This is a genomic window from uncultured Sunxiuqinia sp. (genome assembly GCF_947495665.1).
GTDB lineage: Bacteria > Bacteroidota > Bacteroidia > Bacteroidales > Prolixibacteraceae > Sunxiuqinia > Sunxiuqinia rutila.
In genome coordinates this window covers 101,848-117,593 of record NZ_CANLZV010000009.1, presented here as the reverse complement: position 1 = coordinate 117,593, position 15,746 = coordinate 101,848, and the positions used below count along the sequence as shown (strand labels likewise).

The 15,746-nt window shown below is 44.4% G+C and carries 9 protein-coding genes; 3 read left to right on the top strand and 6 right to left on the bottom strand.

All coding sequences use genetic code 11. The features are described 5' to 3' along the window. Nucleotides 1-418 precede the first annotated feature (418 nt). Nucleotides 419-2,473: a TonB-dependent receptor gene (locus tag Q1A18_RS12550; RefSeq protein ID WP_299580567.1), complete on the top strand. Its 2,055-nt coding sequence runs from the start codon at nt 419-421 to the stop codon at nt 2,471-2,473. Between the two features lie 70 nt (nt 2,474-2,543). Here Q1A18_RS12550 and argF read toward each other — a convergent pair whose 3' ends face one another. Both argF and Q1A18_RS12540 read right to left on the bottom strand, forming a co-directional pair. Beyond that, nucleotides 2,544-3,542 carry an ornithine carbamoyltransferase gene (argF, locus tag Q1A18_RS12545; RefSeq protein ID WP_299580564.1) on the bottom strand — a complete coding sequence of 333 codons (999 nt, stop codon included), beginning with the start codon at nt 3,540-3,542 and terminating at the stop codon, nt 2,544-2,546. Beyond that, on the bottom strand, nt 3,539-4,510 hold the full coding sequence (locus Q1A18_RS12540; protein ID WP_299580561.1) for a carbamate kinase: 972 nt from the start codon (nt 4,508-4,510) through the stop codon (nt 3,539-3,541). Before Q1A18_RS12540 ends, argF begins: the two co-directional genes overlap by 4 nt. A 363-nt stretch (nt 4,511-4,873) precedes the next feature. On the opposite strand from Q1A18_RS12540, the gene Q1A18_RS12535 reads away from it, so the two are divergent. Together Q1A18_RS12535 and Q1A18_RS12530 are read left to right on the top strand one after the other, a co-directional pair. Beyond that, nucleotides 4,874-7,294: a DNA translocase FtsK gene (locus Q1A18_RS12535; protein WP_299580558.1), complete on the top strand. Its 2,421-nt coding sequence runs from the start codon at nt 4,874-4,876 to the stop codon at nt 7,292-7,294. A gap of 19 nt (nt 7,295-7,313) precedes the next feature. After that, entirely contained in the window at nt 7,314-7,964 is a 651-nt protein-coding gene (locus Q1A18_RS12530) for an outer membrane lipoprotein carrier protein LolA (RefSeq protein WP_299580555.1), read from the top strand. A 130-nt stretch (nt 7,965-8,094) separates the two neighbouring features. Here Q1A18_RS12530 and Q1A18_RS12525 read toward each other — a convergent pair whose 3' ends face one another. From Q1A18_RS12525 to Q1A18_RS12510, 4 genes are all read right to left on the bottom strand, one after another. Next, nucleotides 8,095-9,714 (bottom strand): cellulase family glycosylhydrolase, encoded by a 1,620-nt coding sequence (locus Q1A18_RS12525; RefSeq protein ID WP_299580552.1) that lies wholly within the window; start codon nt 9,712-9,714, stop codon nt 8,095-8,097. Nucleotides 9,715-9,797: 83 nt separating this feature from the next. Further along, nucleotides 9,798-10,739: a PKD domain-containing protein gene (locus Q1A18_RS12520; RefSeq protein ID WP_299580549.1), complete on the bottom strand. Its 942-nt coding sequence runs from the start codon at nt 10,737-10,739 to the stop codon at nt 9,798-9,800. A gap of 62 nt (nt 10,740-10,801) precedes the next feature. Continuing rightward, on the bottom strand, nt 10,802-12,286 hold the full coding sequence (locus Q1A18_RS12515) for a SusD/RagB family nutrient-binding outer membrane lipoprotein (protein WP_299580545.1): 1,485 nt from the start codon (nt 12,284-12,286) through the stop codon (nt 10,802-10,804). 19 nt (nt 12,287-12,305) lie between these two features. Beyond that, nucleotides 12,306-15,734, bottom strand: coding sequence for a SusC/RagA family TonB-linked outer membrane protein (locus tag Q1A18_RS12510; RefSeq protein WP_299580542.1), 3,429 nt, complete (start codon nt 15,732-15,734; stop codon nt 12,306-12,308). Nucleotides 15,735-15,746: the final 12 nt, after the last annotated feature.

Sequence of the window (15,746 nt, the reverse complement as noted above, 5' to 3'; positions counted from 1 at the left end):
GCCTTGCTGTTTGCTAATACAAAAACCAACTGTTGTCTAATTGTTTTGTTGTCAATTCACTGCTTTTTTATTTATGGACTGCACACCACAAGTTCCATGCTTAAATAGTATAAATGATGCAGGATTTGGCTATGAACTGCTGAAGCGTACAGCAGATGTGATGATTTTGTTCAATATGAATTTTTGTTGTCTATGCACAGGAGAGGCTATGGTGTATGAAATGCTCCACATGTGAGGTCGGCTTTCTACAAGTAAATAATCAATCTGGCATGAATTGAAAGGAGATGATGGGCACTTTTGATCTGGTTCAACAGGATTAGATTTGAGCTTTAATAATTGCCTTTTGGCTGACTTTTACCTTTGGAAAGATATTTTTACATTTGCCGTTTCCGATTACTTATAGAAGTAATACAGATCAATGAAAAATTTAAATTTTAAGTACAAATGGGCTGAAAAGCTTGTTTTTAAACGTTGGGGAGGTCAAAGGTATTCCTTGTTTCAGGCGCTGAATAAGCAGGTGCACATTGCCGTGTTGGCTGTGACCTATTTTATGGTGGCTGGAATTAACGAAACGATTGCCCAAACTGATCGATTGGAAGTGAGCATGGAATATGATCTTGATGAGATTGAGGTCAGTGCCCAAAGAGCACCTGTAACTTATTCACAGGTGGCACGGATTGTTTCCGTGATTGAGAAAGATCAGATTGATGCGGCTCCGGTCAACAGTATTCAAGACCTGCTGGAGTATGCTTTGAGTGTTGACATTCGACAGCGGGGAACGCATGGCGTGCAAGCCGATGTTTCCGTCAGGGGAGGCTCTTTCGATCAAACACTTATTCTTCTCAATGGAATTAATCTTTCCGATCCGCAAACCGGTCATCACAACCTTAACCTACCGGTTAGTTTTAAAAGCATCAAACGTATTGAAATTCTGGAAGGGCCTGCAGCTCGGGTTTACGGTCCCAATGCATTTTCGGGTGCCATCAATATTGTTACCGAACCATTGCTGGCCGATCAGCTTGCTATTGATTTGACCTATGGCGAGCACCAGCTTCGCGATCTCAATGTTTCGGCCAATGCCCAAGTTGGGAAGCTAAGCAACTTTATTGCTATTAATAATATGGCTTCGGACGGCTATATTGACAATACGGACTTTGATAGCTATAATGTGTTTTACCATGGCCTTTTGCAGGCTGAAGCCGGAAAATTGGATGTACAGGCAGGCCACTCCAATAAGTCTTTTGGAGCCAACGGTTTTTACACCCCGGCCTATCCTAATCAGTTTGAGCAGACCAAAACCACCTTTGCATCTTTGAAATTTGAAACCGGAGAGAAATTGCATTTTACCCCGGCTTTATACTGGCGACGGCATCAGGATCGGTTCGAACTGTTTCGCGACAATCCGGCGTCGTGGTACAGCGGACATAACTATCATATGACCGATGTGCTGGGGGCATCTATCAATAGCTGGTTTACCAGCCAGTGGGGCAAAACTGCTTTTGGCGCTGAGTTTCGATCTGAAAATATTTGGAGCAATGTGTTGGGTGAAATGATGGAAGAACCGATTGATGTTCCGGGAGAAAAGGGGCAGCAATTTACCAAGTCCCATTCACGTACAAGCGTTTCATACTTTGCAGAACATACTTTTTACCTGGGGAACCTGACTGCCTCGGGTGGTGCTATGGCAAACTGGATTTCGGACTTGAATTATGAATGGAACATTTATCCCGGGGTGGATTTGAGCTACCAGTTAACCGATGGGCTGAAAGCGTATGGATCATTCAATAAGTCCTTGCGCATGCCCACTTTTACCGATTTGTATTACGCAGGCCCTACCAACAAGGGCAATCCTGATTTAAAACCCGAGCGATCCACAACGATTGAAGGTGGACTGAAGTTGAATAACCGCTACTTGCATTTGCAGGCTGGTTATTATCATCGTGTTGGAAAAGATTTGATTGACTGGGTGCGAGAAAGTGAAGAGTTTCTGTGGGAAACCCGCAACCTGACAGAAATTAAAAGTAATGGATTGGAATTCATTGCCGCTTTGAATGTTCCGGAATTGCTGGGACAACCGTTCTTTATTCAGCGGATCAATACCAACTATGCCTATAATCAACTGGATAAAAGTCAAAGTGAGTATTTGTCGAATTATGCTTTGGACAACCTGAAGCACAAGTTTGTATTTTCGGTGGACCATAAATTATGGAAAGACCTGATGGGGGCATGGAACTTCCGATTCCAGGACCGGAATGGTAGCTATGCTCAATTTGAAGATGCTACTTATGTTGGAGAAGCCGACTATGAATCCTTCTGGCTGACGGATCTGAAAGTGTACTGGAAAACCCGCAAGTTGCAGGTTTCAGCCTCGGCAACCAATTTATTTGACCAAAAGTATGTGGATTTGGGGAATATTCGTCAACCCGGAAGATGGCTTACTTTTGGCGTAAAATATCAGATTGAATTAAATTAGAAAAAGACAAATCAGATAAGTAATCGGAATAAAAAAGGGCACTCGCAAAAGTGCCCTTTTCATTTTTAGTTTAAGCTAAAGTTGCTACCATAACCGCTTTGATCGTGTGCATTCGGTTTTCTGCCTGATCAAAAACGATAGAGGCTTGACTTTCGAAAACTTCCTCCTTCACTTCCATTGATTCAATTCCAAATTGATCGTAAATTTCTTTGCCAACTTTGGTTTCACAGTTGTGAAATGCAGGGAGACAATGCATAAACTTCACTTCCGGGTTTTTGGTCATTTGCATGACCTGGGCATTGACCTGGTAGGGCAACAGCAATTTGATGCGTTCCTCCCAAACTTCTTGCGGCTCACCCATCGAAACCCAAACATCGGTGTATAAAAAGTCACATCCTTCAACCGCTTCTTCCAGCTTGTCGGTGATGGTGATTTTGGCTCCTGTTTTAGCGGCTATTTGCTGAGCTGTTTCAATCAGTTCGGCTGTGGGCTGACAATTTTCAGGGGCAGCAGCCCGGAAATCCATTCCCATTTTAGCCGCACCAATCATCAACGAATTCCCCATATTGTTTCGGGCATCGCCCAAGTAGCAGAATGCAATTTGATTGAGGGGCTTGTTGGCATGCTCTTTCATCGTCAGAAAATCGGCCAGAATTTGGGTGGGGTGGAATTCGTTGGTTAAGCCGTTCCAAACAGGCACTCCTGCATATTTTCCCAGTTCTTCCACGATTTCCTGTCCAAATCCCCGGTATTCAATACCATCGTACATTCGGCCCAATACACGGGCGGTATCTTTCATCGATTCCTTATAGCCAATTTGCGATCCGCTAGGCCCCAGATAGGTGACATGTGCTCCCTGATCGTAGGCAGCTACTTCAAAGGCACAGCGGGTGCGCGTTGAAGTTTTTTCAAAGATGAGTGCAATGTTTTTTCCTTTCAGCAATTGTTCTTCATCTTTATTGTATTTGGCCAGTTTCAATTTTTCGGCAAGTTCCAGCAACTCGTGAATTTCTTCCGGAGTAAAGTCCAGAAGTTTTAAAAAATTGCGGTTTTTAAGATTTGGTATCATTCTGCAAGTGTTTGGTTATCGTAATTCATCGTAATTTTTGATCCGTAAGATTTATCGGCTAGCTTGGTGGCTTCCGTAATCACGCTTTTCTGACCGCCCTCTTCAATAAATTTCAGGCAGGCCCTTATTTTTGGTGCCATGCTTCCTTCGCCAAAGGTACCGTTGTTTAAATAATTTAGCGTATCTGTGTAGTTCAAAAATTCGAGTTTTTCTTGGCTGTCCAGCCCAAAGTCTTTGTACACAAAAGGAACATCGGTTAAAATGTAAAATTCATCAGCATGAATGCTGGAGGCCAGCAAAGCTGAAGTCATGTCCTTGTCGATAACAGCATCAACGGTTCTCACATTTTTCTTTTCGTCGAGGTAAACGGGAATGCCTCCACCACCGGCCGTTATTACAATGTTCCCCTCGTTAACCATGCGGGCTATAATTTCTTTGTTAAGAATGTCAATTGGATTGGGAGAGGGCACCACGCGGCGCCAGCCTCCAGGGTGTTTGGCACTTGGCTTGAACTGCCAGCCTTTTTCCTGACTAAGCCGGTTGGCATCGGCTTCGTTGTAATTTTTGCCAATGCGCTTGGTTGGATTTTGAAAAGCTGGATCAGCCGGATCAACCGTTACCATGCTCATAACCGAAATGATGTTTTTGTTGATGTCAAACTTGTTTAAAACATTGCGCATCATTCGTTCAATCATGTAGCCAATGCCTCCTTGCGAATCGGCCACACACACGTCCAAGGGCATGGGGGCAATGTTGTACAGGCTTTCTCCGGCAGCATTGCGCATTAAGATATTTCCAACCTGAGGGCCATTGCCATGGGTTATGACCAGGTTATAACCATCGTTGATTAAATGAATCAGGTTTTCCAGTGTATCGGTGGTATTTCGCTCCTGTTCTTCAATTGTTCCAACTTCATTGTCGCGCAGTAAGGCGTTGCCTCCCATCGCAATAACGGCTAATTTTTGCATGGTTGTTTGTTTGAGTTAAACCTGCCAGATAAACAAACATAGAAAAATATGGGTGAAATTAGTATGGTGGAATGATTCGTTTTTTGTGGTTTTAATCTGTTGTAAAGCAGGTGATTGTTGATTTGTGTTAGATTGAAGAAAAGGGGCTGGATCTGGTGATGATTTGTCAATGCGGGTACGTTTTTACATTATAATTCGCTAGTCGGAACCAGGCAGTGGAGGTTTCTTTTTTCGTGCCGGAACAAAAGGCTATCAGAACGATCAATCCTCAAGCTGATTTTTTTGATAACTTAAGCTCGGTTCAGGGCACGATAAGCTGTTTAAATTTCGTTAACTTTGCAGTTCGAATTTTGAAAAATACCTATGGCTAAAAAGACCAAAAGAAAGCAAGTGCAGAAGAAAGACAGTGTGTTTATGCGAATCAAATCCTTACTGAAAAGTGATAAATTCAACTATACTGTTGGCTTATTTCTTTTTGTTTTCGGACTGTATTTGTTAATCGCTTTTATTTCTTTCCTATTCTCAGGTCATGCAGATCACAGCAAACTGGATTTATCCTGGCGGGAGCTACTTGCCAATACCGATATTAAAGTGGAAAACAAGGCCGGTAAAACCGGAGCTTATTTAAGCCATGTTCTCATCAATCAAGGCTTTGGATTGGCCTCCTTTGCATTGATCTTTATGCTGGTTGTAACGGCTTTCCAGTTTTTCAAACGTCCTTTGTTCCGCTATTGGCGTACCATGCTTTTGGCCTTTGTAAGCATGATCTGGTTATCCTTGTTTATGGGCCTGATTCTGATGAATGTAAATTCTGAAGGCTTTTTGTATCTGGGAGGATTGAATGGCTACTTCCTGGCTGTTTGGCTAAGTTCATTGGTGGGGTATATCGGAACTTTCTTTTTGTTGGTTTTCAGCTTGTTTTTGATCATGCTGTTTGCTTTTGAAAACTTTGTCCCATGGGTGAAAGACTTGTTTGGGCGAAAAGTGAAGGAAGCACTGGTGGATGAGGAGCAGCCACAACCGTTTGATACGGTTTCGGAAGTGGTTCCTGAAGAAAGCATTTCAAAAGTTATTGATGAAAACGACACAATCGAAACTATTTTCGATCCCGATAGTGAGGATCTGGTGATGGATGAGTCGATTGATAAACAAAAAATTCAGGCTAATGTAAAGGAGCAACTTGCAGCACCTAAGCAAGAAGCGGAGGATGAGGAAGACCTGGAAATGACGGTTGAGAAAGTAGAGGAGGAAACGAATGAAAATTATGAGCAGGAAGCGACCTCTGATTATGATCCTACGCTTGACTTATCCAACTATCAGTTTCCGGCTATCGACTTGCTGGATGATCATTCATCGGGCAATGCCGAGGTGAGTAACGATGAACTGGTTACGAATAAAAACAAGATTGTAGAAACCCTACGTCATTATAAAATTGAAATTACAAAAATCCGCGCAACCATTGGGCCAACCATTACCCTATATGAGATTGTGCCGGCGCCGGGTATTCGTATTGCCAAGATTAAAAACCTGGAAGACGATATTGCCTTGAGTTTGGCAGCCCTCGGAATCCGGATTATTGCGCCTATTCCCGGTCGTGGAACTATCGGAATCGAGGTGCCTAATCAGCAACCGGAAGTGGTTTCGATGCGCTCAATTATTGCCTCCAAAAAGTTTCAGGAAAGCAATGCCGACTTGCCCATTGTGATGGGGAAAACCATTTCGAACGAGACATTCCTGATTGATCTGACCAAGATGCCGCACATTTTGGTGGCTGGAGCTACCGGGCAAGGGAAATCAGTCGGTTTGAATGCCATCATCACTTCATTGCTATACAAAAAACACCCGGCTCAACTCAAGTTTGTTTTGATTGACCCGAAGAAAGTGGAGATGAGCTTGTACTCAACCATCGAAAAGCACTTTTTAGCCAAGTTACCGGATGATGAAGAAGCTATTATTACTGACATTCAGAAGGTAAAATACACGTTGAATTCGGTGAATATTGAAATGGACAACCGGTATGACTTGCTGAAGAAAGCCCATGCCCGGAACATTAAGGAATACAATGCCAAATTTATTGCTCGTCGCTTAAATCCGGAGAAAGGGCATCGCTACTTGCCTTACATTGTTGTGGTGGTTGACGAGTTTGCCGATTTGATTATGACCGCCGGTAAAGAAGTGGAACTTCCGATTGCCCGGATTGCCCAGTTAGCGCGTGCTGTTGGTATTCACATGATTATTGCGACACAGCGTCCGTCTACCAACATTATTACCGGTGTAATTAAAGCGAACTTCCCAACGCGTATTGCCTTCAAGGTTGCTTCGATGATTGACTCCAGAACGATTTTGGACACTCCTGGTGCTAACCAGCTGATTGGTAAAGGAGACATGCTGATCGCAACTGGAAGTAACATCACCCGTTTGCAATGTGCTTTTGTTGATACGCCGGAGGTTGAGCGGGTGTGTGAACATATTGCCAGTCAACAAGGGTACCCGACTGCCTTTATGCTGCCTGAATATGTGGGTGAAGAAGAAGGCGGAGGTTTGGAGACTGACCTGAGCAACCGTGATGAATTGTTTAATGATGCCGCTAAAGTTGTTGTAATGAATCAAATGGGGTCAACGTCCATGATTCAGCGTAAGTTCTCCATTGGCTACAACCGGGCAGGCAGAATCATGGATCAACTGGAAGCAGCCGGCATTGTAGGACCAAGCGAAGGAAGTAAAGCAAGACAGGTACTCCTTCAGGATGAATATAGTTTGGAACAGTTATTGAGTAGCTTGTAAAAATTTTTTAAATAATAAGATGAAAAGATTAGTTGTATTAATGACCGTAATGGTGTTTTGGAGTGTTGGTTTCGCGCAGCAGGATAAGAAAGCCAAAGATATTTTGGAGAAAGTAACCAGTACCACACAAAGTTATTCATCCATAAGTGCCTCATTTAATTATGTGATGAACAATGAAGCCGAAGGAATTCATGAAGAAAATAAAGGACAGATTTTATTAAAAGGACAGCAGTTTCACCTAAAGTTGTTGCAGCTGGGAATGGAGATATTCAATAACGGTAAAACAGTTTGGACTTACATGAAAGATGCCGGAGAGGTTACCGTTGCTGAGGCTGATGATGAAATGAATGAGATGATGGATCCTTCTACCTTATTTACCATTTATGAAAAAGGGTTTAACTATCAGTTTGTTGAAGAGAAAACTGTAGCGGGCGTTCCCGTGTATATTATTGATCTGTTTCCGGAAAATGAAGAAATCGAATACAGCAAGATTCGTATCCAGGTTGACAAGCAGCGTATGCTAATTCGTCAGGCTGAGATGGTCGGAAAGGAAGGCAACAGCTACCTGGTTTTGGTGGAAGACCTGAAAACCAATGTGCCGGTAAAAGATTCAGACTTTGAATTCAAAACAGAAGATCATCCCGGAGTAGAAGTGATTGACCTGCGATAGATACGAATGAACTGGGCTGGTTCGAAAAAGAAACTGGCCGTTCAACCTTAACAGAATATTGCAAAAACAGACCGTTTCAATAAGGCATTTGAAACGGTCTGTTTTTGTTTGTAAGAAGTTCCAATGAAGCCTATTGTTCCATAATCAAATATTCTTCTTTATCCTGAAGTAGAAACTGAAGGCTTAAACTGCGAGGACCTCCTTTTTCAGAGGGAGGAATCAACAACCAGCCTGCATCCGAATCTTTGAGCTGCTCTGTTTCAAGTTTCTCCGACTCGGGGATGATGCTGATTTCTTCACTAAGCGATGAGAACCATGGCAAATAAATAATTGTCGGGGCCTGAACTCCTGCCTCTTCTTCCCACTGCATGGAAAATTTCCCGGTTTCAAAGTCATAATCATATCCGATTAAATTGCCGGAAATAACTTGAGGGAACGGTCTGATAAGGGCATTCTGAAAATAAGGATAATCTGCAATGTCACTGTAGTGTGCCCAATAGGTATTGCTGAAATTGTGCTTTTCGATCAGGCTCACCAAGTGCTGGGCTGTTTCAACCATTTTTGATGATTTGCCATGCAAAGCGCCCCACTCACCGAGAAGTACGGGCATGTTCATCCGTTGGCCACTTTCAGCGATTCGCTCAAAAATAAACTCGACACGTTCATAGCTTGGGTTTTCCACTTCTTTGGTATCAACAACCAAATCGTAGCCATGCGCTGCGTAAGCTACCTGCGGATCGCGGGTTCCGTCGGGGAGTGTTGTTGCTTCCAAAGCAGTTAATACGCCGGTGTTCACAAAATAGTTATGGTTGAAAAACAGAATATGATTGGTGTCAACCTCACGAATGGCGTCGGCCACTTTTTGATACATGGACTGCAAGTGAGTCCTTTCAAAATCAGCACTCAGTTCGTAAACCGCATCAACCACTTTTGAATACTTCTCCTTTGTGGCAATCAATTCCAAGGCTTTCAGTCTCGATTCTTCACTTGCCCACATGGCTTCCAGCTCTTCCGCCGAAGGAGGCATTTGTCCGGTTTCTTCAGCTAAAACCTGTGCATAAGCGCCTAGCATCAGGGGCATCACTTTTTGAGCTGATGATCCCATGAAAGGCTCGTTCATGATGTCGTAACCAATGACCGTGGTATTATCAGCATACCGCCTGGCAATGTACTGCCACAGGTTGGCATAATGATCCTGTACGCCTATGCCATCTGGTGCCGGCGAGTTGTTCCAGAAATTGTCAAAAGCTGTCTGAACAGCCGGGCTGATCAGGTAGGAATCGCTCCAAACTGCTCCTTTGTGATGAGGCTGTCCTTCATCTAGCGTGGCCCAATCGGGTGCTCCGTCTGAAAATTTGGCACCATATAAATCCTGGTGCATGTCCAGAAAGACATAAAGTCCCTGCTCGCGCGCCCAATCAATTCTTTTATCAATCTCCTTCAAATAGGCTTCGTTGTACTCTCCCGGCTGGGGTTCCAGTCCATCCCATATAATCCCCAGGCGGATGCAATTGAATCCCCATTTTTTGAATTGCTCAAAGGTTTCCTTTCCCTGCGGGGGCATATAATTCTCATTCGGATCTTTACTGATGAAGTTTATTCCGCTAAGAATTACCTGCCGTCCTTTCGAGTCAACAAAATGTTGTCCGTCAACTTTTAAGAACCCGTCTTTTTTTTCCGGCTTTATTCCGGAGCTGCAGGCAGTAAAGGATAGAGCAATAAAACAAACAATGACATACCGTAGTAACATCTATTAAAGATTTTAAATATTTAACAATTTCTCATTTTAGCAATTTTCTGGTTATTTGCAACTGCTTCAATGAACGATCAATTCTATTTGGCATCGAAACTTAGGGTGTACATGATGGATGGTTTCATAAAGTCTTCAGGGTAAGCTTCTGGACTTAAAGTAGAAACCAACATAGAAACCGTCATTCGATTGGATGTAATGTCTCGGATAATAATTTTAGTTTCGTAGGTCAGGATGCCAAAATAGGCATCTTCAGAAAAGGAAACATAATCGGCATCGTTTATAGTGATGGTTTCAACGTCAGAAACGGTTTGTGTTTGTGGGTTTTCCTGGCGGGCAGTAAATGAAAGATCTTCCTGGTGAAGGGTAAAGGTTGAGTTGGTTGGTGCTGTAAAGGTTTCAACAGCCAGGCCTAAATCCCAAATTGGTTCGCCAACAATTGTATTGTTCACATACGCATGAATGACGCTGGCTAAAACCTGTCCGTTTTTAGGTGCTACCGAGTATTTGCCGTCGTAATGAAACGTGTATTCATTGTCATATTCGCCGCCAATTCCAAACATGGTCAGTACATCGTTGGGGGCAGCCTGGTAAACTGTTCCGGAGAAGGAGAACGCGCCATCGCTGTTGGAAGCTGTTTTACTCAGTACCCAGGTTTTACCATTGCTGGCTGCTGGTCCACCGGTAAGCATTTCCAATAAGGAGGCCGCAATACTGATTTGTTTGGTTACTTCAATTTCGCCTCCTTCGCCCATGGCTTTAAGGCTTACGGTGTAATCGCCCGACATGGCATAGGTGTATTGAGGTTCTTTTAGGGCACTTACTCCTTCTTGATCGCCAAAATCCCAGGAGTAGCTGGTTGCATTTTCGGTCATTGCAGTAAACTGGATCGAATAGGGATTATTTTCATCCACCTCAAAAAATATTTCTGCTCTTGGAGGCTCCGGATCGTCTTTGCATGAGGTAACCGCCAATAGACAAACGAATGCAGAAAGGCCCAATAATAAACTAATTTGCTTTTTCATTTTATTTCATTTAAAGGTTATTGATAATGCGTTACTTTTTTATTTCTATCTGAAGGCCTCAGTTAGTCACGGACATCCCACCACAAGGGCGTTGTGATTTCATCAGGGCCTTGCTCTTCAATTGCTTTTAGGTAATTGGCTTGATTGATGTTGGTTTCTATTGCCGGATACAGGAAGCGCTTGGGAAGTTTCCCCTCGCTTGCGCCGGGTTCATAAATCGGGGCAAGCCGTTTGGCAATTTTAGGATAGCCGGTGCGTCTTAGGTTGCACCAGGCCTCGTAGGTTTCCGGCAAACAAGCAAGCCATTGTTGGGTGCAAATCTGTTCGAGTTGCTGTTCCTCGGTTCCTGCCAGAGTAGCATTAGCTGATGCCAGGAATTCATCGGCCTGGCTAGGTGACACCTGCCATTGCTCCAGTGCTTTCCGGAGGCCAGTTTGGTAGTAGTCATTCGCATTTCCGGAGACAAAACCCGCTAAAGCTGCTTCCGCACGTAACAACCAGATTTCGGCAGCCGACATGTAATAGATCGGAGCGCCGCGCCCAACCAGCATGTCCGACGGATTTGAGGTGCCGGCCCAATCCCATTCAGAAAAATAACTGTCGGAAAGGCCGTTGGGAATTCCCACAAATTCGCCATTGGAGTTTGGAGCAACAAAAACTTCCAGGCGCGGATCGTTGGTTGCTTTTAGCTGATCAACCAACAGTTGGCTCATTTTCCATTTCCAGTAATTGTATGAACTATACAGTGGGTTTTGAAATTCCCCAATATCACTGTCCTGAGTTTCTAAGCCGGCATTTTGACTGTTCTCTTCAATCAGTGGTTGGCTCAAACATTCCTGAATGATGGGAGCTGCTGCTTGTGGCGCGACAAAACGGATGCGCATGGCCATTCGTAAACGCAATGAGTTGGCAAAACGAACCCATTTATTCAGGTCGTTGGAAAATAGGGGGTCTGCTCCGGGATAGGCGTTTTCAGCCTGCGCCGTTTTCAGGAGTTCCATGTTTATTTTCAGCTGATCCATCAGGCTGGTGTAAATGGCTTCAACACTGTTGTATTCCGGGTAGAGGATGTCTTTTTGTCCGTAACCACCTTCTTCGTAAGGAATGCTTCCGTAACCATCGGTCAAGCGCAAAAAGCTAACTGAAGCCACAATCTGGGCCATGGCATGCTGAACGGCATTTTCCTGCATGCCTCCACTTTCAGTAAGAAGAATAACCTGGTTGATGTTTCGTATTGGTCCGTGGTAGATATTTTCGAAAACATAACGGTATTCGGCTCCTGTAAAATGATCGAAATAGCTATCGATGTAGCGCGAGTCATTAATTCCCACATACATGTGCGAATATTGACCTCCGAACGTAAAGTGAAGGTAGGTGTTGCTTAAAAATGTTTGACGTACCGCATTGGCAAAAAGGTATTCGTTCGGAATTTCGGTTATATCATTTGGGCTGGTATTAATCTCGGCAAAGCGATCGTCGCAGGAAGCCAGCAGCAGTAGGAAAGCAATCACTATAACCCATTGATTTTGTCTGTTCTTATTTCTCATGGTGTTCATCGTTTTTTTATTAGAAGTTGACGGTCAGGTTAAATCCATAGCTGGAGGTTGAGGGAAGGGACATGTGTTCAATTCCGTTTCCTGTATTTCCGCTGCTGTAGCCCGATTCCGGATCAACATGGTCCATAGCCCGGTAAAGAAAGAGCAGGTTACGACCCACCAGCGACAAATTTAAATTGCTGACTGGAGTTCGTTCCAGCCACCTTTTCGGCAAGGAATACCCTAAAACAACCTCTCGTAAGCGTACGTTGGTGGCATCCTGAATCCATTCGGTACCAATTTGCTGATTGTACAAATTGTACCAATGAGTTTGCGGATCGATGGGCGTTGTGTTGGGTTTGCCAGTCGACTCCATAATTCCCTCTTCAATAAAACCTTGCGGCTCAACGCCGGGGAGAGGGGTGGTGTAATAAGTGGCCGGATCATGAGTGGCGTACCAGCCTTCGCGTCCTTCCACCGTTTCGGCTCCGGTTCCAAATAGGCAATAATAAGCTTTCCCCCACGAATACACATCGCCTCCCATCTGTACATCAATCAAAAAGCTAAATTTCAAGTTCTTATAAGTCAGGTTGTTCGAAATACTTCCCATCCAGTCGGGGTTAATATTTCCCATTGCTTTTTTCTCACCAGCCTGGGTGTAGCCATCTTTGTCAATCAGTACATTACCAAAAGAATCGCGCTTGTAGTCGGTGGTGTAAATGATACCGTAGGGTTGCCCCGGACGCGCCTCAATGGTCATGTGAAATTCGTCAGCCAGGGGGAGTGTTTGCATGTCTTCGTAAAGCTCTTTTACCTTACTATTGTTTTTTGACCAGGTGAGAACAACGTCCCAGTTCAATCCATCCGAAACGACCGGGCTGGCATTCAGCTGGGCTTCAAATCCTGTGTTTTCGATCTTTCCCGCATTCATAAATTTGCTGGCGTATCCGGTGGATGGCGTAAGGGTAACCGGCATAATCTGGTTGACCGATAAACTGTTGTAGTAGGTTACATCGAGGTTAAGCCGATCGTTGAAAAAGCCCAGGTTGGTTCCAACTTCCCACGAGTAGGTATCTTCCGGCTCCAGGTCGTAATGGGGCAGCTGGCCACCAATTCCACCTAAAGGAAAGTCGGTTTGTGTTTGATAAACACTGTAGTACTGACTAATCTGGTATGGGCCGGTGTCATTTCCAACTTTGGCATAAGACGTTCGCACTTTGCCCGAAGATAAAACTGATGATTTCAAGCCAAAGGCTTCGGTAAACAAAAAGCTTAGGTTTTCGGAATGGTATCGGTAGGAATTGTTTTGCAGGGGCAGGGTAGACGACCAGTCGTTGCGCAAGGTCACATCAAGGTAGAGGTAGTTTTGAAACGAGAACTGTCCCAGGCCATAAAGCGAAAACACTTCTTTTTCAGAAAACCACTCGCTGGTTCCGTAGTTCTTGAAATTCTTGATGTTGTAAAAATCGGGCACACGCATGACGCTTCCCCATTGCGACAGGCTTTTCCCTTGGTTGTAGCGGTAGTTTCCTCCGGCACTCAACGTAAGGTTAAAAGCGCCGACTGCCTGGTTGTAAGTGGTCATTACATCGGTGTTCCACTCCATGCCCTGACTCATACTCTGGCTCATGGAACCTCGGCCAGCTTCGAGGTTCGGGCGCCCCGGAGCCTCCTGATCTTTGGTTGTTTTGGAGTAAAAATCGAAACCGGAACGCGCCGTTAACTTCAGCTTTTCAGAGAATTTCCAATCGACAGAGAACATGGACTGCAGGCGATGTTTTTCATCTTCATTGCTGATCTTATCCAAAATCCAGTAGGGATTGCTGAAGGTGTTATCCGTATTCCACTTCATCTCGTTTCCGGCAGCATCGGTAATGTTATTTTTTAGCGATTCCAAGGAGATATTGCGTGGCATAATTCCCAGCGTTTGAATAATGTTGGCTCCGTCTTCGGCCAGGTAAGGCCGGTTGTTTACCACCGAACGGATGTAGGTGATTTTACTATCTAAATCAATGTTTTTACCAAATTTGGAAGCTCCGCGCAAGTTGATGGTTTGCCTGCTTAAATCGTTGTTGGGCATGATTCCTTTGGAGTCCTGATTGGTAATGGATGCCCGGAAAGTGGTTTTATCGTTGCCTCCATCAAAGGCTAGGGTGTTGGTAAAACTTGTGCCAGTCCGGAAAAAATCGCGGTACGAGTTACCCTGACTGCTGAACGGAACTTCTTCACCATTCCATCCAATACGCAATTCACCATCCATTCGGGGGCCATAACTCCAAATCCACGGATAATCTTTCAGGGGGTAGGAGGGATTGCCGGCAATGATGTTGGGGTAAACGCCAAAAGCACCTTGTCCATATTCATTTTGAAGGTCAGGAACAACCATCGGATTTTCGAAGGTGAAACCGGAGGAAAGGGATATGCCAATGCCATCACGCTCCAAGCCTTTCTTTGTCATAATCAGAATAACACCGTTGGCCCCGCGCGAACCATAAGCTGCTGCTGCTCCGGCTCCCTTCAATACGCTTATGGAAGCAATGTTTTCCGGGTTTAAGTCGGACAACGCGTCACCGCCATCTTTTCCACCCCAGCGGCCAGCTCCGCCGTAACCGGCATCCATCGGAATTCCGTCAATTACAAACAAGGGGCGATTGTTTCCCTGCATCGAGGTAATTCCTCGCAATACAATGCGTGACGAACCATCAACGCCGGTTGGCGATTTGGTAATTTGCAAGCCTGCTACCTTACCCGCTAAGGAATTGATGGGGTTGTTCTCTTTGGCCTGGTTGAAATCGGAAGCCTGAATTTGGGCCACCGAGTAGCCCAGTGAATTCTTGTCGCGTGCAATATTTAAAGCGGTGACGACCACCTCTTCAATGGCACCAATATCTTCTTCCAGACTTATATTGATGATTGATCTTCCATTAACCGGCACTTGCTGCTTTTTAAATCCAATGAATGAATATTCAAGCACGGCATCTTTCGAAGGGACTTCGATGGCATAGTTGCCGTTCACATCGCAAATTTGCCCGGTGGTTGTGCCTTGAATAACAATATTCACATTGGGAAGTGGCTCATTGTCCGAGGCCGACACAATGCGCCCTTGCACTAGGAATGAGTCGTTAGGAAGCTGGTCGTTGGAGACGACAATCAATTTTTTCTCAACAATTTTAAACGAAAGCCGGGTTTCTGCTTTCAGGATTTCAAGGGCTTCCAGAATGGTCTTGTTGCTGAATGAAATGGAATAAACGGCATCCAGATCAATGACATCATCGCTGTAAAAAAAGCGATAATCACTTTGTTCCTGAATGGCATTAAAGACATTCTGAATGGTTGAGTTCGTGAGGTTGACTGACAAGTCATTCGTTTGAGCAGATACGGAATGAGTGCACAGCAACAGCAGCCATGTCAGAAACACGAACATCAAGGATTTTGTCGTAAGGTCAGGTTTGATTTTCATACAGTTCTGTGT